This is a genomic window from Alloacidobacterium dinghuense (assembly GCF_014274465.1).
GTDB lineage: Bacteria > Acidobacteriota > Terriglobia > Terriglobales > Acidobacteriaceae > Alloacidobacterium > Alloacidobacterium dinghuense.
On record NZ_CP060394.1, the window covers coordinates 2,049,432 to 2,071,360 of the forward strand.

General features: G+C 55.6%; 25 protein-coding genes. 11 read left to right on the forward strand and 14 right to left on the reverse strand.

Annotated features, from left to right (window positions below):
• The first annotated feature begins 166 nt into the window (after positions 1–166).
• The 6 genes from H7849_RS08260 to H7849_RS08285 all read left to right on the forward strand — a co-directional run bounded on the left by H7849_RS08260 (position 167) and on the right by H7849_RS08285 (position 3,708).
• The gene (locus H7849_RS08260; RefSeq protein WP_186745607.1) at positions 167–463 is read left to right on the forward strand and encodes a hypothetical protein; all 297 of its coding nucleotides are present in this window, start codon (positions 167–169) and stop codon (positions 461–463) included.
• Positions 464–540: 77 nt separating this feature from the next.
• On the forward strand, positions 541–1,413 hold the full coding sequence (gene bufB, locus H7849_RS08265; RefSeq protein WP_186745608.1) for an MNIO family bufferin maturase: 873 nt from the start codon (positions 541–543) through the stop codon (positions 1,411–1,413).
• The gene (locus H7849_RS08270) at positions 1,410–2,285 is read left to right on the forward strand and encodes an HvfC/BufC family peptide modification chaperone (protein ID WP_186745609.1); all 876 of its coding nucleotides are present in this window, start codon (positions 1,410–1,412) and stop codon (positions 2,283–2,285) included. The genes bufB and H7849_RS08270 overlap by 4 nt, the downstream gene beginning before the upstream one ends.
• A gap of 63 nt (positions 2,286–2,348) precedes the next feature.
• Positions 2,349–2,804: a DoxX family protein gene (locus tag H7849_RS08275; protein ID WP_251106694.1), complete on the forward strand. Its 456-nt coding sequence runs from the start codon at positions 2,349–2,351 to the stop codon at positions 2,802–2,804.
• A gap of 2 nt (positions 2,805–2,806) precedes the next feature.
• Positions 2,807–3,463 (forward strand): sigma-70 family RNA polymerase sigma factor, encoded by a 657-nt coding sequence (locus H7849_RS08280; RefSeq protein WP_251106695.1) that lies wholly within the window; start codon positions 2,807–2,809, stop codon positions 3,461–3,463.
• Positions 3,454–3,708: an anti-sigma factor family protein gene (locus tag H7849_RS08285; RefSeq protein ID WP_186745611.1), complete on the forward strand. Its 255-nt coding sequence runs from the start codon at positions 3,454–3,456 to the stop codon at positions 3,706–3,708. Before H7849_RS08280 ends, H7849_RS08285 begins: the two co-directional genes overlap by 10 nt.
• Before the next feature lie 148 nt (positions 3,709–3,856).
• Here the strand turns inward: H7849_RS08285 and H7849_RS08290 are convergent, their stop codons facing one another.
• Positions 3,857–4,120, reverse strand: a complete 264-nt coding sequence (locus H7849_RS08290; RefSeq protein WP_186745612.1) for a hypothetical protein — start codon at positions 4,118–4,120, stop codon at positions 3,857–3,859.
• A 5-nt stretch (positions 4,121–4,125) separates the two neighbouring features.
• A complete protein-coding gene (locus H7849_RS08295) occupies positions 4,126–4,848 on the reverse strand; it encodes a hypothetical protein (protein ID WP_186745613.1) in 723 nt (240 codons plus the stop codon).
• Positions 4,849–5,042: 194 nt separating this feature from the next.
• Between H7849_RS08295 and H7849_RS08300 the strand changes: the two genes are divergently transcribed.
• A complete protein-coding gene (locus tag H7849_RS08300; protein WP_285288962.1) occupies positions 5,043–5,483 on the forward strand; it encodes a DUF3011 domain-containing protein in 441 nt (146 codons plus the stop codon).
• A 58-nt stretch (positions 5,484–5,541) separates the two neighbouring features.
• Here H7849_RS08300 and fdhA read toward each other — a convergent pair whose 3' ends face one another.
• The 6 genes from fdhA to H7849_RS08330 all read right to left on the reverse strand — a co-directional run bounded on the left by fdhA (position 5,542) and on the right by H7849_RS08330 (position 9,278).
• Positions 5,542–6,738 (reverse strand): formaldehyde dehydrogenase, glutathione-independent, encoded by a 1,197-nt coding sequence (gene fdhA, locus H7849_RS08305; RefSeq protein ID WP_186745615.1) that lies wholly within the window; start codon positions 6,736–6,738, stop codon positions 5,542–5,544.
• Positions 6,739–6,799: 61 nt separating this feature from the next.
• The gene (locus tag H7849_RS08310) at positions 6,800–7,216 is read right to left on the reverse strand and encodes a GlcG/HbpS family heme-binding protein (RefSeq protein WP_186745616.1); all 417 of its coding nucleotides are present in this window, start codon (positions 7,214–7,216) and stop codon (positions 6,800–6,802) included.
• Between the two features lie 160 nt (positions 7,217–7,376).
• Entirely contained in the window at positions 7,377–7,682 is a 306-nt protein-coding gene (locus tag H7849_RS08315; RefSeq protein WP_186745618.1) for an ATP synthase F0 subunit C, read from the reverse strand.
• Between the two features lie 129 nt (positions 7,683–7,811).
• Complete coding sequence (gene atpB / locus H7849_RS08320; RefSeq protein ID WP_186745620.1) at positions 7,812–8,555, reverse strand: F0F1 ATP synthase subunit A; 744 nt, start codon at positions 8,553–8,555, stop codon at positions 7,812–7,814.
• 52 nt (positions 8,556–8,607) lie between these two features.
• On the reverse strand, positions 8,608–9,018 hold the full coding sequence (locus H7849_RS08325; protein ID WP_186745622.1) for an ATP synthase subunit I: 411 nt from the start codon (positions 9,016–9,018) through the stop codon (positions 8,608–8,610).
• Positions 9,018–9,278 carry an AtpZ/AtpI family protein gene (locus H7849_RS08330; protein ID WP_186745623.1) on the reverse strand — a complete coding sequence of 87 codons (261 nt, stop codon included), beginning with the start codon at positions 9,276–9,278 and terminating at the stop codon, positions 9,018–9,020. The genes H7849_RS08325 and H7849_RS08330 overlap by 1 nt, the downstream gene beginning before the upstream one ends.
• Before the next feature lie 274 nt (positions 9,279–9,552).
• Here H7849_RS08330 and H7849_RS08335 point away from each other — a divergent pair, with 274 nt between their 5' ends.
• Positions 9,553–11,199 (forward strand): lysine--tRNA ligase, encoded by a 1,647-nt coding sequence (locus H7849_RS08335; protein WP_186745625.1) that lies wholly within the window; start codon positions 9,553–9,555, stop codon positions 11,197–11,199.
• 106 nt (positions 11,200–11,305) lie between these two features.
• Here H7849_RS08335 and map read toward each other — a convergent pair whose 3' ends face one another.
• Positions 11,306–12,049, reverse strand: a complete 744-nt coding sequence (gene map, locus H7849_RS08340; RefSeq protein WP_186745627.1) for a type I methionyl aminopeptidase — start codon at positions 12,047–12,049, stop codon at positions 11,306–11,308.
• A gap of 21 nt (positions 12,050–12,070) precedes the next feature.
• The gene (locus tag H7849_RS08345; RefSeq protein WP_186745629.1) at positions 12,071–12,868 is read right to left on the reverse strand and encodes a TIGR00282 family metallophosphoesterase; all 798 of its coding nucleotides are present in this window, start codon (positions 12,866–12,868) and stop codon (positions 12,071–12,073) included.
• 146 nt (positions 12,869–13,014) lie between these two features.
• On the opposite strand from H7849_RS08345, the gene H7849_RS08350 reads away from it, so the two are divergent.
• On the forward strand, positions 13,015–13,431 hold the full coding sequence (locus tag H7849_RS08350) for an Rrf2 family transcriptional regulator (protein WP_186745631.1): 417 nt from the start codon (positions 13,015–13,017) through the stop codon (positions 13,429–13,431).
• Between the two features lie 4 nt (positions 13,432–13,435).
• Here H7849_RS08350 and H7849_RS08355 read toward each other — a convergent pair whose 3' ends face one another.
• Positions 13,436–13,786, reverse strand: a complete 351-nt coding sequence (locus H7849_RS08355) for a VOC family protein (protein WP_251106696.1) — start codon at positions 13,784–13,786, stop codon at positions 13,436–13,438.
• A gap of 104 nt (positions 13,787–13,890) precedes the next feature.
• Here H7849_RS08355 and H7849_RS08360 point away from each other — a divergent pair, with 104 nt between their 5' ends.
• Entirely contained in the window at positions 13,891–15,933 is a 2,043-nt protein-coding gene (locus H7849_RS08360; RefSeq protein WP_186745635.1) for a fused MFS/spermidine synthase, read from the forward strand.
• Here the strand turns inward: H7849_RS08360 and H7849_RS08365 are convergent.
• On the reverse strand, positions 15,927–16,853 hold the full coding sequence (locus H7849_RS08365) for a hypothetical protein (RefSeq protein WP_186745636.1): 927 nt from the start codon (positions 16,851–16,853) through the stop codon (positions 15,927–15,929). The genes H7849_RS08360 and H7849_RS08365 overlap by 7 nt on opposite strands.
• Before the next feature lie 78 nt (positions 16,854–16,931).
• Positions 16,932–18,254, reverse strand: coding sequence for a hypothetical protein (locus H7849_RS08370; RefSeq protein ID WP_186745638.1), 1,323 nt, complete (start codon positions 18,252–18,254; stop codon positions 16,932–16,934).
• Between the two features lie 311 nt (positions 18,255–18,565).
• Here H7849_RS08370 and H7849_RS08375 point away from each other — a divergent pair, with 311 nt between their 5' ends.
• The gene (locus H7849_RS08375; protein ID WP_186745640.1) at positions 18,566–19,279 is read left to right on the forward strand and encodes an SDR family oxidoreductase; all 714 of its coding nucleotides are present in this window, start codon (positions 18,566–18,568) and stop codon (positions 19,277–19,279) included.
• Between the two features lie 9 nt (positions 19,280–19,288).
• Here the strand turns inward: H7849_RS08375 and H7849_RS08380 are convergent, their stop codons facing one another.
• On the reverse strand, positions 19,289–21,928 hold the full coding sequence (locus H7849_RS08380; protein WP_186745642.1) for an ABC transporter permease: 2,640 nt from the start codon (positions 21,926–21,928) through the stop codon (positions 19,289–19,291).
• Position 21,929 lies beyond the last annotated feature (1 nt).

Below are 21,929 nucleotides of genomic sequence, written 5' to 3' on the forward strand. Positions count from 1 at the left end.
AGTCATGAATCCGGCGGGATTTGCGATTTTACAACCTGTGACATCTTTTTACCGCCAAATGCTGTAACCTTTTCAACGTCCCATATTCTTATGGGCAGCAGGTCTCCCACCGGCAACATCCGTTGCCTGGTCTTAGGCTTGCAAATCCATGGAGGAATGACAACGTATGAAGCACTCAATGAAGACCTTGATGGTTGCCGCGGCAGTTTCAGGCTTACTCGGCGGTGCCGCAACCGTGCAGGCAGCAGCCTCGTCAACCAGCGCCACTTCGGTGGTCAAGGTGGGCAAAGCGTCGTTTGCAAAAAGCGCAATGGATCAGGACACGAGCAAGCACTCGTGTAAAGGCAAGAATGATTGCAAAGGACAGGGTGGTTGCAAGAGCAGCGACAACGGCTGCAAAGCCAAGAATAGCTGCAAAGGCAAAGGCGGCTGCGCAACGGACGGCTCGAAGATGCCGAAGTAGTTCTTTCTGGTCAGGGCCATGCGCAGTCAAGGCATGGCCCTTTCTACTTGGTAGCTTTCTATTCTGGGAGAACGGCAGTGCCTGCGAATCGCTTTAACGGGTTTACCGAATACGGTGTCGGGATTGGATTACGCATTCCGCACTACCGGCACATTCTGAATAAGAAGCCGGTGGTGGATTGGTTCGAGATTATTTCCGAGAACTACATGGTCGATGGCGGGCGACCACTCGAAGTGCTCGATCAGATTCTCGAACAGTACAACGTGGTGCAGCACGGCGTGTCGATGTATTTTGGCTCGGTCACCGATCCGGATCCGGAGCATCTGAAGCGACTGAAGCGGCTGGTGAAGCGCACGAAGACGCCATGGCTAAGCGACCATCTTTGCTGGGGATCTGTGGATGGGCGCTACACGCACGATCTGCTGCCCATGCCGTACACGTGGGAAGCGGTGAAGGTTACTGCAGAGCGCATTAAGAAGGTCCAGGATTTCCTTGAGATTCCTGTTGTCGTCGAGAATGTTTCGAGCTACGCCGAATATCATGTCTCCGAGATGACGGAGTGGGAATTTCTGAACGAGGTGGTTGAGCGGGCGGACTGCGGCATTCTGCTCGATGTGAATAACATCTACGTTTCGTCGCAGAATCACAGCTTTGATCCGATCACCTACGTCAATGCTGTTCCCGCTGAGCGCATTGCGCAGATTCACATCGCGGGACATTCGAAGTTTGAGAAGTACATTCTGGATACGCATGACCATCCGGTGCTGGAACCAGTCTGGCAACTTTATGCGCGAACTATTGAGCGCGCCGGGCCGACGGCCACGTTGCTTGAGTGGGATGACAACATTCCCTCCTTCGAAGAAGTCCACGCAGAAGCTCTGAAGGCGAAGAAGTTTCTGATCACTGCAACGAAGGCTGCAGCACCCGAACTTGCGGAGGCAGCGCGATGAGCGAGCTTCTGGAAATACAGCGCCGGGTGGCGGCTGCGATCATGCATCCGTTGACGCAGCAGGAGACGATGCTCCGCAAGCGAAACGATGGCACTTCGAACAAGAGCGAGGCCGATGCCATCATCAAGCCGAATGACAGGCTTTCTTCGTTTGAGCGGCTGGAGATTTACAACCGCCAATACTGGTTTCGTCTGTACTCGTCGTTTGAAGAAGATTTTCCGGGATTGATGGCCGTGATCGGACGAAAGAAGTTCGACGTGCTCACGCGCGCTTACCTTACCGACTTCCCCTCCCAGTCATTCTCGTTGCGCAATCTCGGATCGCAGCTTGAACATTGGCTGCTATCGCATCGCGAATACATCGAACCACGCGCGGAACTTGCACTGGATATGGTTCGCATTGAATGGGCGCATATTGAAGCTTTTGATTCCGCTTCTGATGCATTGATTGACGCGGATGATCTGGCGGGCATCCACGATGGATCACAGCTGCATCTTCAACCATATCTGCGGGTTCTCCAATTACAGTATCCAGTCGACGATTTGATTATCGAACTGCGCAGCGAGAGCGGGAGCAGCGATTCAAGCAGCAATAATGCAAGCATTGCACGCAAACGCAGGAAGGCTCGCCACGTTGCGGCGCTGGAGCCGGAAGAAATTTACCTCGCCCTGCATCGTCACGAAAACTCGGTGTATTACAAGCGTCTCAGTCGCGAAGACTATCGGCTTTTGTCTGCGCTGATGGCAGGAGAACCGATCGGCAAAGCTATCGACACAGCGTTTGAAGGCAGTGAGATTCCTGAAGAAGAACGGGCATCGTTTTTGCAGGTAGCGTTTCAAACGTGGTCTTCTCTGGGCTGGTTCACTCGATAATGAAAGGCAAGAATTGCTATGAGTATGCAACCCATGTCTGTTTCCGCGAAAAGAAGGCCTTCATTGATTAGAAGACTCAGCGGTTACTACTGCTACTTTAAGCACTATGCCGCGCGGCTGGACTCTCCCTTTCTGCTGTTGGTGCGACTTTACTGGGGTTGGCAGTTTGCACAGTCGGGCTGGGGTAGACTACACAACTCGCACGCAGTTGAGTTTTTTGCGAGCCTTGGCATCCCGGCACCTGGGATCGTGGAGCCGGCGGTCTCATGTCTTGAGCTGTTTGGCGGCATTCTTTTGATTGTCGGACTGGCGTCGCGACTCACGGGTTTTCTGCTGGCGTGCGACATGGCTGTCGCGTACCTGACCTCAGACCGTGATGCGCTGCGCTCGATCTTCAGTGATCCGGGCAAGTTCTATAATGCGGATCCGTTCACTTTCCTTTTCGCGTCCCTCATCGTGCTCATCTTTGGAGCAGGCTTCTTCTCTCTCGATTACTTCTTCTCGCATCGTAAGCGGTAGCCATGACAATGCCTCAGGCTGCAGCAGGATTACAGCAGGAGCGCGAAGCTGCGCTCATTGCTGCGATTCTTGCTGGAGACCGCGAGAAGTTTCATGACCTGATCCGTCCGTATGAGCGGCAGGTCTATCTCACCGCGCTTACTTTAGTAAAGAATGAGACGGAGGCAGAAGACGTAGCGCAGGAAGCGATTCTGCGTGCGTATCGCAAGCTAGCCGGCTTTCGTGGCGATGCAAAGTTCAGTACATGGCTGATCGCCATCACGCTCAACGAGGCCCGCTCCCGGTTGCGGGAAGAAAAACGAGCCATCGTTGATTCTCTCGATGACCATGATGCGCAAGAAGGCGACTATACACCGGCTGCGCTGACTGACTGGCGTGAAGTTCCTTCTGAAGTGCTTGAGCGGCAGGAGATTCGCGCGCTGATGCAGCAAGCCGTTGCAGAGCTGCCGGACACGTTTCGCCAGGTTGTGATCCTGCGGGACATGGAAGAGCTGAGCGTGAATGAAACTGCGGAAGCGCTGGGGATTTCTGTTGCGTTGGTAAAGGTTCGCCTGCACCGCGCTCGCCTGCTGCTGCAAAAAAGGCTAGTACCGCTGTTGCGTATTGGGTGGAAGGCAAAACCAAAAAGTGGAATGCTAAGGAGGTTGCCGTGGTTCTGAACTGCAGACACGTATGGGACCGCATCTCCGACTACATCGATGGATCGCTCGATCCTTCTGTGCGCGCCGATGTAGAGCAGCACCTTGCACACTGCGAGATCTGCTCGGCGGTTCTGGATTCAACGCGCAACATCATCATCCTGATGGCGGATGATCGCGTCTTCGAGTTGCCTGTTGATTTCAGCCAACGTTTGCACGCGTGTCTGGATCTTGTGCTGGCAACGGAATCACCTGACCCAGTTTAGAAGCACACTGTGAGACAAAAGCGGATGGTGGGTCATCGGATGCACCCATCATTCCCTCTAGGCTTCGCTTTACAGCTCACATTTCGTTTGATCCAATTCCGGCGGTTTGCTTACAAGGCAGGTGAACAGGCCTGGTGCCTACTAATGCTCAATCGACCGCATCATCATTCGAAGAGGTTGAGCGCGAGTTCTCGCACTCCGTAGAATCGGATTCTTTGCCACCAAGCCAGTGCCAAGAAACGGCTGAGAGAGCGACAAGAATGATAAGAACAATGAGCAGCTCGATCAAATGCAGGCCCGGCGCGGAATTGACTGGACGAGTAGTAAAGTCAGTAAGTGCCAGGGCCGCGATGACGCCGCCCCAGGACCAGAGAATGATAAGTTTTCCGACATGCCATTTTTGGATGGACATGAGTGTTAAGTCTTCTGGTAATGGCAGGAGTGGAGATCGGTCTTTACCGGACCAGCGTCAATCTTAAAGCTCCACGCACATCCAAAGTTATTGATGAGTTGTTGTGTGGATTCGAGAAGCTGTACCCACATACTGGGAGGCGGAGGAGAGGGAGTAGCAGAATTTTCTACATGGCCCTTCTGGACAAGTTCGTCCGTGAGTTTGGTGATGAGGTCAGAGATCTGGTTTGGCGACATATTTCCAAGCTCAAAAACAGCGCTGTTTTTGGGCAGGCCATCGGATAGTTTGGACTCATCAGGATACGTTGTAGTGACGACGATATGAGGTCCGGCACTTGGTTTGAGACCCCAGGCTTTGCAGAAGCGCACGCTGCGTTCAACGTCGATTTCGTTGGCCAGGGCCGGGTCGAAAGAGTGGCTCCAGCTTTTCAAAAACCAGACGGCAAGCTGATCGTCACCAATTGTGCGGCCAAAGGCTTGGAAGTTCAGATAGAGGTCGTAGAGCCCACCGCTCTTTTCAGGCGCAAGCCATTGCGGATTGCAGATTAGAAAGAGCGAATAGCTCTTGTATGACTTAGGGATTGGACCAGTGGGCGGCAGGAGAGCCGCACCGTCGACTTGCCCGCTCCATTCGCGCCAACCAGCTTGCGGAAGAGAACGGAGTGATCGCGTAACGCTAAGCATCGTGCATAAGGCAACCAACGCGGCAGCGAATTTAAGTCTTCGCATGAGAAGACCCTTCCAGAATACGTTCAAGCTTATACCGAATTGCTGAAGGCCGAAGCAAGCAGATTTATCCGCAGCGCATTTTGTCCGTAGTAGAAATCGGAGTATCCTTTCAATCGACCGGAGGAGAGATCTTGAGGAAACTGAGGTTCGTTCTCTGTGCAGCTGGGTTCATTGCGCTTGGCACATCACATCTGTTGGCACAAAGTGGCACCACCTATCGAGATGGTCCGAGGATTACCTGCGCTTCCGATGATGGCAACAGACACTACTGTGCAGCCGACACGCGATACGGCGTGCGCATGGTGAACCAGAGAAGCAACTCCCCCTGCAGACAGGGATACAGTTGGGGCTATGACAGACGCGGCATCTGGGTGGATCGAGGGTGTCGCGCTGATTTCGTCGTGAGAGTTCTTTATGGACCCGGACCAGGCTACCCTCCGCCTCCCGGCGGCGTCATTACTTGCTCGTCTAATAATGGCAGCAGGAATTTCTGCCCGGCAAATACTCGCAACGGAGTGCGCCTCGTGCGGCAAAGAAGCGATGCCCCATGCCGCAGCGGATACAGCTGGGGATTTGATCAGCGCGGCATCTGGGTTGACCGTGGCTGCAGAGCTGATTTTGCTCTCGGTCGATAATGAGAAGCGGTAAGGAAAAAGGCCTCCGGCGAACCGGAGGCCTTTCCATTTTGCTGTTCTACGCAGCCTTTCCAAGATAGCCGTTCGGGTCGAGCACATATTTCTTCGCCGCGCCCTTATCGAAGTCGGCATAGCCTTTAGGAGCATCGTCGAGACTGATAACGGTTGCGTTCACAATCTTCGCAATCGGCAATCGGTCGTGCAGAATCGCCTGCATGAGCTGGCGATTGTATTGCAGCACAGGGGCCTGGCCGGTGTGGAAGTGCAAGGAGCGTGACCACCCTTTTCCGAAACGAATTTTGAGGACCCCTTTCTTCGCGTCTTCGTTCGGCGCGCCTGGGTCTTCGACAACATACAGCCCGGGAATGCCGACACCGCCCGCAACAAAGGTGATGCCCATCAATTGATTCAGCACGCTTGCTGGTGCGGCCTCGTTTGATTTTCCGTGAGAGCTCGCTTCGAAGCCGACAGCATCGACAGCTGCATCGACTTCCGGCACCCCGACGAGTTGCTCGATTTGCGCTGAAAGATCGTCATGCTTGCTGATATCAATCGTCTCGAAACCCATCTTCTTTGCGTGAGCCAGTCGTTCGGTATTCCTGTCGCCGACGATAGTGACCGCTGCACCAAGGATCTGGGATGCGGCGGCAGCGGCCATTCCAACTGGACCCGCGCCGGCAATATAAACGATGGAACCAACCTCAACGCCGGCAGATTTCGCACCGTGATATCCCGTAGGCAGAATGTCGGAGAGCATCGTAAGGTCCTTGATCTTCGACATGGCCTGATCTTTGTCCGGAAATTTGAGCAGGTTGAAATCGGCGTATGGAACGAGAACATACTGTGCCTGTCCACCAACCCAACCGCCCATATCAACGTATCCGTAGGCGCCGCCGGGCTGCTGCGGATTCACATTGAGACAAACGCCAGTGTGACGTTCGCGACATGCGCGGCAGCGTCCGCAGGCGATGTTGAATGGAACTGAAACAAGATCGCCGACGTTGATGAATTCAACGTCCTTTCCCTTCTCGATAACCTCGCCTGTGATTTCGTGACCGAGAATCAAGCCTTTGGGAGCAGTGGTGCGGCCCCGCACCATGTGCTGATCGGAGCCGCAGATGTTGGTCGAGACAATCTTCAGAATCGCTCCGTGCTCAATGGAGCGGCCCTGAGGCGTCTGCATTTTCGGAAAATCGATGGATTGGACCTCTACCTTGCCGGGGCCCATGTAAGCAACACCACGATTCGTGGCCATGGTTCCTCCGTGATACCGCTGTGAATGTCTTAAGGTTTACGTTAATGCGATGGTCTGCGGATTAGAAGGCTGCGACGCCCGCTTCTGCCACTGCGTGGTCCTGATCCCCTGAGCCGCCGCTGACTCCGATGGAGCCGACAACTGTGTCGCCGCTCTTCAATGGAATACCGCCGGCGAAGATCATGATCTTTCCATCGTTCGATGCATGGATTCCGAAAAACTGGCTGCCGCTTTGCGAATGCTTCGCCAGATCCTTCGTCGAAATATCAAATGCGCGTGAGGTAAATGCCTTCTTCTGCGAAATATCGATGCTGCCGATCCACGCGCCCGGCATGCGAATAAATGCAACAAGGTTCGCGCCCTCATCAGCCACAGCGATGTTCATCGGCTGACCGATCTCCTGCGCCTTCTTTTCTGCCGCTGCGATGACGCGCCGCGCGTCTTCAAGTGATACACCTGTCTTCTGCTGTGCTGCCATTGGTCTTCCTTTCGTGTATGCAACTGAGATGAGGTGAACTGCGCCTCATATCTTATGTGATGCGAACGAAACGTGGATAAAAGCTGCGTGCGCCAAATCAAAAAATAAAGGCCCCCGGGCAAACCGGAGGCCTTTCTGAATTCTAATCCGCAAACTGCGATTAGCTCACCTTGGCGAAAATAATCAGCAGGGTGAAGAGTGCCAGCGACTCGATGAAGGCGAGGCCAAGAACCAGCACAAGCTGGATGCCGGCGCGTGCGCCAGGGTTACGTGCCATTGCCTCGGCTGCGGAGCCCGCGACGCGGCCCTGTCCAAGGCCACAAAGACCGGAAGCGATGGCCATGCCGATACCGGCGCCAATGGGAACCCAGCTGGGAGCGGAGCTTCCGCCAGTCGACTGTGCAAACGCGGGCGATGCCATGCAGAGGACGGCCAGCGTCATGAAGATGTATTGCAGTTTGCGCATTGTATTTCTCCTTGCCTCCTTAAAATGTGCCATCAGTGGGTGGTTGAGGCTCACCGTGCTGGCCCCCTCACGCTCATGGCCGCGTTGTCGAAGTGGAAGCAGAACTCCGGACGCGAAACCTTTTCTGGATCAGTGCGTCTCGTGCGCCGTCGCTTCGCCGAGATAAATCATCGTCAGCAGCATGAAGACGTACGCCTGAATTAAAGCAACGCCGAGATGCAGTCCGAGGAAGATCACCGGGACGGCAATCGGCACCAGCGAAAAGAAGACCAGCGTCAGCAGATCGCTGGCAAACATGTTTGCGTAAAGACGAACTGTGAGCGACATGACACGCGCCAGGTTCGAGATGATCTCAATCGGGAACATCAAAAATGAGATCCACCAGATCGGGCCCATGAAGTGCTTCAGGTAACCAATCGGTCCCTGCGCACGCACACCGTGCCAGTTGTAATAAATAAACGTAAGTATGGCGATGCCCAGCGGAACCACGGGGTCTGCGGTCGGCGTTAGAATTCCGGGAAACAGGCCCATGATGTTGCACAGCAGCGTAAAGAGCAGAATCGCAGTTGCGTATGGAAGATGCGCCTCATAGCCATGCTGCCCCATGACGGACTGCGCCTGCTCATCCACAAACCCGTGGACCATCTCCGCAAGATGCTGGATACTTCCCGGTTTCTCGACACTCAGGCTCGCCCGGACAACAATGAAGAACAGAATGAGGAAGAGGACAACCAGCAGCTCAAGCGTGAACGCGTTATTAAGGGGAGCGGTAGGCTGCGCAGGATAGATGTTCAGCTTGTTGAGCAGCGCGGTGATCGACGCGCCGAAGAGCTGATTAAGCAGAGTTGTGATTGCGACAAGTATGCTGTGCATGGCTTCCTAGAAAACGTATCAGAACCTGTAGGTATTTTGCTGCGGATGTCCGTCAGGAACGAATCACGCGCACGGCCTCGACGGTCAGGGCAAAAATCCCTAGAACCAGGCCGCCTACCAGCGCGTAAACCGATCCATGCAAACACTTTAGACTACCATAAAGTATGCCACCGGCAAGCACTAAACGGAGTAAAAAGGTGGTCAAAACGCGGCCCGTTCCGGTTGTTTTCTGGTTATCGAGTCGGGCATTGATAAAGGCCACCAGCCGTTGCCATTCCCACAACCCGGTTGCGGAAATAATGGTTCCGGCGAGAACCAAAGCTCCGGTCTGCCAGCCGTAAACAAACGCCAATACAAGAGCCAGCACAATGCCGAGGATCGCCGTCGTTTTGAGGGCGCGATGAAGAGCCGCTTTTAAGTCAGCGTCAGTAAAGTCGAAGAGTGGGTGAGCGCTTTCTGTCACTACGTGTCTTTTCCTGAGGCGGCAACCAGCCGGAAGATTTGAATAAACCCTGCCACCGATCCGAGAATGATACCCACAAGATAGATCCAGTGCTGATGCAGCCACTTGTCGAGAAGTACGCCCAGCACCCATCCTATAAAAACTGCCGCTGGAAGAATAAACGCGATCTGCGTCAGCTTCTCGGCGCGTAACAGCGAGCCCATTCCGCCATCATCGGGTTTCGCGTCAGGTTTTTTCGAGGGTGGATTATGAAAGGCCATCGGTTACAGATACTCGAAGGTTGTTATATCAAGCTAAGAGCCGGTCAGCAATAATGCTGTCAGCTAAGAACCGGTTAGCTAAGAAGCGGTCAGCGAAAAAACCTTGCGCTGAAGCATGGAGGCGAAAAGGGCATTTGTTGGACGATGAAATCGCTAGCCGGCTTTTAGCTGACCGTCCTTGAGCTAACCGGAGTTCAGCTGACCGCTTCTTAGCTTCCCCAACGCTATACTGACATTTACCTATTTCCAAAATTGCAGCAATTGAGGCATCGACGTGTTTGAATCCGAGTTCGAGCGGAATCTTTTCGCTCTTCGCAAGGAGAAGCTGAGCCAGATCACCGCTCTTGGGCAGCAGGCTTACCCGAATCAATACATCTCTTCCCACTCCATCGCCGACATCTGGCAGAAGTACCGCGAAGCCACGGGAGAAGAGCTTGAGGCGAATCGCGTTGAAGTTTCGATTGCCGGACGCCTGATGGCAATTCGCGGCCAGGGCAAGGCCGGCTTCGCGCACCTGCAGCAGAATGGCGAGCGCTTGCAGATCTACGTCCGCAAAGATGATGTCGGCGAAACCGCATTCCAGCTTTACAAGCTGCTCGATCTTGGCGACCACATCGGCGTAACCGGCTATCTCTTCCGCACGCGTACGGGAGAGCTGTCCGTCCACGTGCAGACCATTAGCTTTCTCTCGAAGGCCATGCTGGCGCTTCCGGAAAAATATCACGGCCTGTCAGATGTTGAACTGCGCTACCGCCAGCGCTATGTCGATCTCTTCATGAACACGCCGCTTAACGAAGGCGGCTTCGACGAGATCAATGTGCGCAACGTCTTCGTAAAGCGCGCGCAGGTGCTGAAGGCGATGCGAAATTTCTTCGATGCGCGGGGCTACATCGAAGTGGAAACACCGATGATGCAGCCCATCGCAGGAGGCGCGGCGGCGCGGCCCTTCGTGACGCATCACAACACGCTTGACATGGATCTATTCCTGCGTATTGCGCCTGAACTCTACCTGAAGCGTCTCGTCGTAGGTGGAATCGATCGCGTGTATGAGATCAATCGCAACTTCCGCAACGAAGGCATCTCGACGCAACACAATCCTGAGTTCACGATGCTTGAGTTCTATCAGGCATACGCGAACTATCACGACCTGATGCAGTTAACAGAAGAGCTGATCAAGTATGTCGCCAAAGAAGTAAATGGCACACTCATCACGCACTTCAATGGCGATGAGATTGACCTGTCGAAGTGGCGGCGCTTCTCGATGCGCGAAGCGATCATTGAGTTCTGGCCTGAGAGTGCGGGAACAAAGCCTTCGATGGAAACCTTCAATAGCTGGCAGGCCCTCTCGGCACTGCTACTGAAGGCTGAAGAACTCATCGAACAAACTGTCGATATGACAACTTTTCCGGATCCAGATGACACAATTGAGAAGATTCAATGGATTCACTATCGACTCTCATCGCTAAGAAGAGCTTTAGAAGGTCATCAGTCCGCGGGAAGAGCTATCGCCGACCTTTTTGAATTTATTGCCGAGGATCACTTGATTCAGCCGACGATCATCTACGATTTCCCTCTCGCCATCTCGCCCTTGTCCAAACAAAAGCCCGACGAGCCGGAGTGGGTAGAGCGCTTTGAGTTCTACATCGGCGGATTCGAAGTGGGAAACGCCTTCAGCGAGTTGAACGATCCCGAAGAGCAGCGTAAGCGTTTCGAGCAGCAGATCACCCAGCGCGAACACGGTGACGACGAAGCCCATCAGATGGATGAAGACTATGTTCGCGCCTTGTCCTACGGGCTTCCCCCGACTGGAGGAGAGGGTATCGGCATCGATCGGCTGACCATGATCCTCACAGGAGCAAGGTCCATTCGCGATGTGATTCTCTTTCCGCTGCTGAGGCCACAGAGAGAATCTGAAGAATAACGTTACCGCTGTCATCCTGAGCGAAGAGTGCGGACGCGAATCGGGACTTGCGCTGAGGACAAGAGAAAGCAGATCCTTCGCTGCGCTCAGGATGACAACTAAACAACTACGCGGCAGTAAGAATCAATGGCTCGTCCTTTGTGATCATCAACGTGTGTTCATGATGCGCTGCGAGCCCTCGATCCGCTGTGCGCATCGTCCAGCCGTCACGAGCCAGAAATGCGCGGCTCGACTGGCTGGCGATGATCGGCTCGATGGTGATGACCAGTCCCTCGGTCAAGACCTCCCTAGCCTGGGGATCGGCAAAATTCGGAACGCTCGGCTTCTCGTGAATGGTGCGGCCGATCCCATGTCCGCACAGCTGGTGAACCACGAAGAATCCGCTCCTGCGGACTTCCGCTTCCACGGCACGGCCGATTTCATTCACGCGATTTCCGGCGCGGGCAGTATGCAACGCCTGCTGGAACGCGCTTTGGGCACAGGCGGCGAGACGCTGGCCGATCTGCGATCCATCTCCAACTACGACTGTCTCGGCGGCATCTGCCATGAAGCCATCTTTCTCGATCGTCACATCTAGCTTGAGAAGGTCACCCTCGCGAAGTCTCCGCTTGCCTGGAATGCCATGCACAATCTCGTCATTCACGCTGATGCAACTTACGCCGGGAAATCCGTAGACCAGCGCTGGAGCCGAACGCGCTCCATGATCGCGCATCATCTCTGCGCCGACGGCATCCAGCTCCGCAGTCGTCGCACCGGAGCGAGCGGCGCTTTTCATAGCCTCCAGCATTCTCCGAACGATGCGACCTGCGGCCTTCATCCCTTCCAATTCTTCCGGCGTCTTGATGGACATGGTAACCTCGCTTGAATCTCGTTACTCGCCTAGTAGAAATCGTTGCGTGCGCGATGCCCTGCCCGTCGCGCCGTCGCACTCGATGAGCGTAGCGGCCATGCGCGGATCGCCCTTCGCTGCCTCAAACTTTCCTGGCATGCCGGTGAGAAAGCGCTGCAGTACCAGTTCCTTCTCGACACCGATGATGCTGTCGTACGGTCCACTCATTCCTACGTCTGTCTGATAAGCGGTGCCACCGGGCAGCACGCGATCGTCAGCAGTGGGCACATGAGTATGCGTGCCGAGCACTGCCGTTACGCGGCCATCGAGATACCATCCGAGAGCGGCTTTCTCTGAAGTGGCCTCCGCATGAAAATCAATGAGGATGACTTTCGCCGTGATCTGTTTCAGCAGCGCATCGGCTGTCCGGAAAGGATCGTCGCTAGAGCCGAGAAAGACGCGCCCCTGCAGATTGATGACGGCGTATTCCTGCCCGGATGGAAGCTGCCCTTGATAAAAGCCATAACCGGGTGTTCCGGCAACATAGTTTGCAGGGCGAATGACGCGACGCGGATTCTCGTGGCTGTCTTCGGGTACAGACTTCATGTATTCGATGATCTCGCGCTTGTCCCACACATGATTGCCGGTTGTGATGACATGTGCGCCAAGCTCAAACAACTCATCGGCAATCGCGGGCGTGAGGCCAAAGCCTCCCGCAGCGTTCTCTCCGTTAATAATTAGAAGATCGACTTCATGTTGCTCGACGACATGACCGAGATGTTCGCGCACGATGCGGCGCCCGGCGCTCCCGAAAACATCTCCAACAAAAAGAATGCGCAAACGCAAAACTCCAAGGACAGAATAAGAATCTGTTATTCACTTTAGAACAGGCTCAGGCAGAAGTTCTATTTGTTCTATTACGGTTACAAACGTATTTTGATCAATTTGAGATGTGGATTCGCGAAAACCTATGGTAGCGTGGCAGTATGGCCGTCAATACCCGATTCGCTACAGGCGTCCACGCCTTGCTTCTGCTCGCTGTCGAACCGGATGTACTGCAGACCTCAGAGGATGTGGCACGCAAGCTAAACACGAACCCCGTCGTGATTCGGCGCGTCTTTTCGCTGCTGCAACAGGCGGAACTTGTAGAGAGCCAGAAGGGCCCGAGTGGCGGCTCGCGACTTGCGCGTTCAGCCAAGGAAATTTCGCTCGCCGATATTTATCGCGCGCTCAGCCCAGGCGATGTCTTTCATGCGGCTTCGGTCCACGCGAGCGCGGGTGGAAAACTGAACCAGGCTTTGAACCAGGTCTTTAAGGATGCGCAAAAAGCTCTAGAAAAAGAGCTGGCGCAGACGAGCCTGAGCCAGCTCGTGAAAAAGTCCGTAAAGAAAGAGAAGCACTAATCGCTTACATTTGAGCGATGCTTAAAATGTTGCCGTCCGGATCCTTGAACCAGGCGATTTTTGCTCCTCCCGGCGCAGTCCAGATGCCGTCTTCGTCCTGTTGTACGTGCGGGTAACGGTCAATCTTTACACCTGCATTCGATAATGTACGCGCTGTTGTGACTGCATCGTTCACCTGCCACCCAAGCACGGTATATGGTTGCGGTCGCACTTCACCTACCAGCGTTACGCGCAACATGACGCCGTTCACATCAAAGACGAGCGCAAAGTTATCCTCATAAAGCATGGTTAAGCCAAGCGTGTCACGATAAAAGGCGCGCGCCTTGTTCGCATCACTGACTCCGACAAACGCCATAATCTTTTCATTGCCCAGCATCATCCACCTCGAAATCCTTCACGGCTGAGTGTAGACCAGAATTGTGAATCCGCGTAGGCTGGATGAATTCCTGTCTTGTCCCCATGGCTCTGCTCACTTTTCTCTACGCCTGTGTCGTGTTCCTGAGTGCCTTTCTGCTTTTTCTGGTGCAACCAATGGTGGCCAAGCAGCTTTTGCCGGTGCTTGGCGGCTCGGCTGCAGTGTGGACAACCTGCCTCGTTTTTTTCCAGTCAGCTTTACTTCTTGGCTATCTATATGCTGATTTTCTGGCGACGCGCCTGCGGCCTCGCGCGCAAGCTCTCAGCCACGTAACGCTGCTGGCAGCCGCTCTGGCAACGCTCGGCCTGCATATCCGCGCGAATCAGTGGGCAGCAACGTGGCATCCGATGCTGACCGTCTTCGGCCTCTTAGGCCTGATCATCGGGCTGCCCTATCTCGCCTTATCCGCAACGACTCCGCTCTTGCAGTCGTGGTACACAGGAAGTTTTCGCGCGGGCTGGTCGTACAGAATGTTTTCGCTGTCGAATGCAGGGGCGCTGCTGGCTTTGCTCTGTTACCCGACACTCATCGAGCCCCATGTCACATTGAAGGCGCAGACACGCGGATTCTCGACTGGATTCTTCGTCTTCGCCGTTCTGTGTGGCGGCATCGCCTGGAGCGTGCGGCAGACATTGCCGGAACGAATTCAGCGTCAGGAAACAGAGAATGCAGATGGATCGATCTCCGCGCAGCAGAAGGCGCTGTGGCTGCTGCTGCCGGGCTGTGCGTCTCTGCTGCTATGCGCTTTCACCAGCCATCTCAGCCAGAATGTTGCGGCGATCCCTCTGCTCTGGATCTTGCCGCTCTCGGCCTACCTGCTTAGCTTTATCATCGCGTTTCATTCGCCGCAGGCATATCCGCGATGGCTGATGGTGAGACTTGCGGCGTGCACGCTCGGCATTCTTGGGTACCTTGCGCACGATGTGCATCAGGCGCTTCCAGTCCAGCTTTCCGTGCCGCTCTATTGTGTGTGCCTGTTTGTGCTCTGTTTCTTTTTTCATGGCGAGCTGTACCGATTGCGCCCCACTGCTGGATCAGCCACAGGTTTCTATCTGGTGCTATCACTCGGCTCTGCGCTGGGGTCTCTGTTCGTCGGAGTATTTGCGCCGAACTTCTTCCGCGCCAATTATGAAATGGGGATCGGCCTGGTGCTCTCTGCTGTTCTGGGCCTGATCGTGATGTGGAACTTCGGCATTGTGGCGCGGCTCTTCTGGAGCGGTCTAGCTATTGCCCTCATCTGGATCGCCACAGTGCAAGCGCGTGCCTGGCAACAGGATGCCCTGGTCCAGTTGCGCAGCTTCTATGGCACACTCCGTGTGACGCAAACGCATTGGCCACCCCTCGCAGGGACCACACGAACGCTGTATCACGGAACCATTCAGCATGGAGTCCAGTTTTTCGGCAACGGAATGCGCATGCAGCCAGCCTCGTACTACGGACCATACTCGGGCGTCGGCCTGGCGCTGCGTCTCTGCTGTGAAGGTCGCAAGAAGCACATCGGCGCTGTCGGACTAGGCGCGGGCACCATCGCCGCCTACGGGCAGACCGGAGACGTCTTTCGCTTCTATGAGATCGACCCGCTGGTAGAACGCATCGCACGCGAGTTGTTCACCTACCTGCGCGAAACGCCTGCACACACTGATGTGGTATTGGGAGACGCGCGCTATTCGATCAGCCGCGAGCATGGCGATCCCTATGATGTGATTATTCTCGATGCGTTTTCCGGGGATGCCGTGCCGGTGCATCTGCTTACGCAGCAAGCGCTGACCCTCTATCGCAAACATCTGGCACCCGACGGCATTCTTGCTTTCCACATTTCCAGCCAGTATCTGGACCTTGAGCCGGTGCTGGCGCGCGAAGCACAACAGGACGGAATGCATGCAATCACCATTCATTCCGGCGGGGATGAAAGTCACGGGATCTTTATCGCCGACTGGGTGCTGTTAACGAATAACGAACAGTTTCTCGCAAAACCCGATATCGTCCGCGTGGCACATCCGTCGCTATTGCGAAGCGATGTTAACCTCTGGACAGATGACTACTCCAGCATTCTGCCGCTATTGAAGTGGCCACCGCGTGCTCACTGAGGCTGCTCCGGCTTTGGTTGCGGAATTGGCGTCGCCTGTTGTGAAGAAGGGATCTCCTTCACGACCGGAGGCGGAGGGTTCGGAATCAACTTTGGAGTTGGCTCAGGCACGGTTCTGACTACCGGCTCGCCGAACGAATGAACGTCATCACTCACAGACGTAATCTGACCCGCACCGCTGTAGTTGATGTTCCAGAGTCGATATTCCGTAGGCGATATGGGCTCGGCAAAACGGACCTCATGCTCCTTGGCGGCTACAGTAATCCGCAACGTGGGCGGCGGCGCTTTGATCATATGTATGTCGAGGCTGGGCGTGTTAGGCACCTGCGGCTTCTCACCGGTCATCTCTGCATAACACATGGAAAGCGAAAGCCATTTTCCATCCGGGCCACTGTTTTGCGCAGCCAGTTCAGCCGGAATAACCTGCCCGAATAACTGATAGTTTCGAGGATCAACCGCCGCGGGTTTGAATCGCGTAGCTCCATGATTGAGCACAGGCACGATCCGGATCCGTCCTCCACTCTTTGGCATAAGTGCGGTAAAGATGGAATCGGCCCCAGCAGCATCCTTGCTCGAATAGCGCAGCAGGATGAAATCGGGCATGAACGGGCAGACGGACTGCTCGTAGCTCCATCCCTTCGCGCTCATGTCGTAGCCGTAGAATTCCCCCTCAGCCAGCAGATCGCGCTTGCGCTTCTTGAGCAGCGCGGCATCCTCCGGCTGAATCTGCTCCGGCGATCGGTGTTCAAGCACAAAATACTGTAGCTTGTCTGCCGAAACCACAGTATCAGCCTGATCCTGGTTTTGAGTCGTATCTCCGGCGGTTGTCGGGCTGGGTGAAGGAGTGTTCTGCGCAAAAAGAAGCGGAGTCAGTAGGGTTACAAGAGCCGCCCGGCAACCCAGGCTGGGAAGTCTCATCATTTCGCTTTTACTCTAACATCTCACTCTTACAAAACAGAAAAAGGCAGCCATGACGGCTGCCTTTTCTGCGGTGATGACTTACTTGCCACTTGGATGATGAACCGGACGATGTGCGGCCGGTTTCTTTGCCGCAGCTGGCGGCTCGCCATCCTTCAGGATGATCATCGGCGGGTTCTGGGTATACGAATCGAAGGTAGCGGTGAACTTCACCTGGGCGCCAGCCTGGGGCACTTCCTTGAGCGGAGCCTTCATGTTGACGGTGAAGTCGGCTTTCTGCGAAGCCTTGGCGTCCTCCGATACCGCCAGCTGCACCGTGTCAGGAGTGGCTGAAACGACGGTGCCCGGAACTTCAGCCGTCACGTCTTTCAGCACGTCCCACACCTTACCCGCATCCTCTGGAGTTCCGTTGGCCAGGATGAATTCCTTATCGGCCAGCGCCAGGGTCTTCAGATCCGGAGTGCTGGTGACTGCTTGATGAGCAAGCTCCTGTGGCGACGGCGGTGGAGGGGCAGCGACCGGCTTGTAGGTATCCGGTGGAAAGAGGTTGGCCTTGGCCATCTGCTGAATGGCCGCGTAACCTTCAACGTTTGTCTGGCAGGCGGTATCTGTCTGAGCGCAGTGATACTTCTTGTACCAGTATTCGGCTGCCTTTTCGATCTGGTCCTTGTATCCGGCGGGAGCGTATTGCGCGGCGCGCGTCAGGAACCAGACGCCGTTCACAAGGTCCTTGGGGTCCTGGGAAACATAGGCGTTGCCAAGGTTGTAGGTTGCCAGCAGCCCAGGCCCGGCCTGTGTTTGAGCCGGATCGCCATAGGCTTTAAGCTCAGCCGTGTAGGCTTCGACTGCCGACTTGTAGTCCTTCTTCGCGGAAGCGTCCACCGCTTCGGCATCGTAGAAGATCGGGGTCGTCGCGGCCTTCAGCTTCTCATAGTCAGCATCGGAGAGACCCGGTGGCTTGGGCGCGGCAAGTGCGGTCTTGGCCTTGGCTGCCGCGTCATCCAGCTTCGACTGGTCGCTGGTCTGCTTTTTCTCCATGTAGACGACGATGGTAAGAGCGCGCAGGTTGTTGGGATTCACCTGTAGCAGCCGATTCGCCGCATCGACCTCTTTGTCAGCCTGGCCGGCCTGTTCATAGGCCGCCATCAGCTGCTGGAGCATCTCTTCCTTCGCCACGCTGTTCGGATATTGCGTGAGGAACTGCTCGATGGCAGAGGCCTTGGCTGCCGGAGCCGACTGCCCCACAGCGTTGGTGTAGGCGTTATATTCCGCCGGGTCCTTGATGGTGAGCTGGCTGGATTGCGCACCCTGGGCCTGGTCATCATCCAGTGCCAGCGCAGCAGGCAGATAAAATGCGGTACCGGTGGCAACGGCCAACACGGAAGCAACGACGACTTTCTTCATTCAACGCTCCTAGGAAAAACTCCTGATAATTGCTCAATGCGGGTTTGAGGGTGCATCAATAATCGCATTGAAACACGCCAGCGCATTTTTGCGGAAGATTTTCGGCAGTCCGATGCGATTTGATGAATTATAAAAACCCGCAGCCATCAGTGACAAGTAATCGCTTTCGGCAATTCCGTCAATGCGAAAAGTGAGATGCAGCCAAGCCGCAAATCGTTGACCTCCCGCTCCGGCTTCCTGCCGGATACTGTTATCTAAGACACTGAATCGACATCGAAGGTGCCTCTCATCCTGATAGGAGTTTTGTCGTCATGGAAATCAAAGGTCAACTGGCAATTGTGACAGGAGCAGGTCGCGGCATCGGCGAAGCGGTCGGCAAGCGGCTGGCAGCCATGGGAGCAACCGTACTGCTTGCGGCGCGAGACCTGACGCAGCTTCAGCGCGTCCAGCACGAGATTCAGGCCGCTGGAGGATCGGCGGAAGCCGCACAACTCGACCTGCAGGACGAACAGTCCATCGCAAACCTTGCCGCTGCCATCGAGAACCGCCATGGGCGCTGCGACATTCTGGTCAACAACGCGGCCGTCGGCAGCAGCGGCAAGCCACTGTTCGAAATGTCTCCTGCGGAATGGGACCAGCTGATGGCTACCAATCTGCGCGGGCCTTATCTGATGATCCGCGCCCTGGCTCCCATGATGATCGCGGCCAAGTCCGGCCACATCGTCAACATTTCATCGCTCGCCGGACACAATCCGTTGCCAAATGGAGCCGCGTACTCCGCCTCGAAGTGGGGGCTGAATGGCCTGAGCTACTCGGTCGCCGAAGAGCTGCGCCCGCACGGCATCCGGGTCTCGGTGATCGCGCCGGGATCGGTGAACACGCGCTTCGAAGGCCGCGGCGACAGGAAAGATCCCAACAAAAAAATCCAGCCCGACGATGTAGCCCATGTCGTAGCCATGCTGGTGACGCAGGCGCCCCAATCATTTGTGAGTGAAGTGCTGCTCAGGCCCACGCAAAAGCCCTGAGCCTGATCGCTACTCGGCCCGCAACGCTTCTACAGGATTCACCGATGCCGCACGTTTCGCAGGCAGATAGCTCGCCACCAATGCGCACCCACCCAGCACGATAGCGACCGCAATCAGCGTCGATACATCCCATGCCCGGACGCCAAAGAGCAGCTTGCGCATCAGCATCGTCACGCCAAGCGAAGCAGCCATACCCGCTGCGATTCCCACCACGGTCAGCCAGCCTGCTTCCCGAAGAATGAGCCTGTACACTGATCCTCGTTGTGCTCCAAGCGCCATGCGAACGCCGATCTCACGCGTCCGCTGGCTGACTGAATACGCGATGACGCCGTAAAGCCCGACAACACCCAGCAATAGCGCAAGCCCCGCGAACCCTCCGACAAGCCACGCAGCAGACCGATGCAGATACGCAACCGGAGAATTGTGGATGCGTTCTCTCATCGTGGAAGCGCCAAACGTCGCGATGTTCGGATCGATCTGGTGAATGAGCGAAGTCAGCGCGGGCAGAAGAGATTCCTCATCCTGCGATGTACGAACGATCAGCGAAAAGAATCCGGTCGGGCCCTGGTTGTATGGAACATACATCGCGCCACGCGGAGCAGCATCAAGCTGCCCTTCCTGCAGGTCTTTCACTTCGCCAATAATCTCCAGGTATTCCTTGGGCTTGTCGATGTCAAAGGCAATCTGTTTGCCGATAGGATTCTCACCCGGAAAATACTGCTTTGCCATCGTTTCGCTGATGACCACAACTTGCGGTTTCGAGTTATCCTCATCCTCCGCCAAGTAGCGCCCACGCAACAGCTGCGCCTGCAGCGTTGTAAAGTACCCGGAGCTCACCTTTCGAATAGCCACTTCCATGTGCTCGCCATGGTACGGACGGCCCACGATCCGAAATCCGGTCGTGCCATCGCCGTCGCCAATCGGCAAAGAAGTGGAAATCCCCGCGGACTTCACGCCCGACAGGCTGCTCACCTCGCCGATGAGCCGTCTCTCCAGCGCAATCTTCGGCTCGTCCTTGTCATAGCTGTTCGAGGCTGCGCCCACTGTAAGAAATGCCAGATGGTCGGGCTGCAATCCGATATCCACATGCAGCAGGTGATAGAAGCTTTGGCCCAGCAGGCCTGCGCCCACGAGCAGCACCATCGCAGTGGTCAACTCAACCACAACAAGATTCGAGCCGATGCGCCGCCACATCGTACCTGCATATCCACGTCCGCCATCCGTCAGCCCCTCCCGCATGTCCGCGCCTGACAGCCGCAGCGCCGGAGTGAATGAAAAAAGGACTCCGGCGATCAACGAAATCGCGCAGGCAAAGAGCAACACTCTCGGGTTGAACCCAAGTCCCCGCAGGTAAGGCATGGTCGCCATCATGTCCTTGGGAATGGAGTGCCCAATCACCTGCATCCCCGCATATGCTGCTGCGATGCCTAGCAGGCTGCTGGTCGTAACCAGCACCAGTCCTTCGGTCACGAACTGCCGGATCAGCCGCATCCGCGATGCACCCAGCGCTCCACGCACAGCAATCTCGCGTCTGCGGCTCTCGGAGCGCACCATCAGCAGGCTGGCAACGTTGATGGTGGCAATCAAAAGCAGCAGACCGGCGCCGCTCAGCAACACCAGCAGAATCGGACGTATATCTCCGACGATCACCTCGGTCATCGGTAGCATGTAGGCTTTCTGGTCGCGGTTCGAGTCTGGATACTGGCGCGCAAGTTGGTCAGCGATTCCCTTGATGTTGGCAAAGGCTGTCTGGAACGAAACGCCAACCTTGAGCCGCGCAATTCCATAGAGCCCATGACAGCCTCGGCAACCACTGATCTCACCCTGCGAAGTTGTCCAGAAGTCAGCCGGCTCGGCGGGAGCAAAATGAAAATCACGCGGCAGCACTCCGATGATCGTGTTGGGCTTGCCATCGAGAACCACGGTCTGCCCCAGCACATCTTTCCGTCCCCCATAGCGCCTCTGCCACGCGGAATAGCTCAATAAAACGGTGCGAGAGGCATTTTTCTGGTCTTCCCCGCTGCGAAAATCGCGCCCCAGCACCGGTGCCACACCCAACGTATGAAAGAAGCCATCGCTGACGCGGGCCCCATCTGCCTGATGCGTTCCGTCTGAATCCGTCAACATGAACCCATAGGGCGCATACACGTCCAGCGACTGGAAGACCGTATTCTGACGCTTCCAGTCCACGTAGTCCGGATAAGAGAGGTGAAATCTCGGGCCAAGGGGAATGCTTTCGAACAGCACGACGAGCCGGTTCGGGTCCTTATACGGCAGGGGCTTGATCAATGCCGCATCCACAAAGCCGAAGATGGCCACGCTCGCGCCAATGCCAAAAGTCAGAATGACAATAGCAGTCAGAGCGAATCCCGGATTCTTGCGCAGCTGTCGCAGGGCAAAGCGAAAATCCTGCACCATGCCCTCAAACCAGAATGCAACCGTCTCATGACTCTCATCTCGCAGACGCACATCGTTTCCAAATTGCCGGCTGGCGGCGTAACGAGCATCTTCAGACGCCATACCCCTTGCGCGAAACTGCTTCGCGGTTTCCTCGCGATGAAAGACCATCTCTTCTTCCAGTTCGCGCTTGAAGCGTTCTCCGCGTCCGACAATTGTCAATTTCCGAAAGATACGCAGCATCCAGTCCATC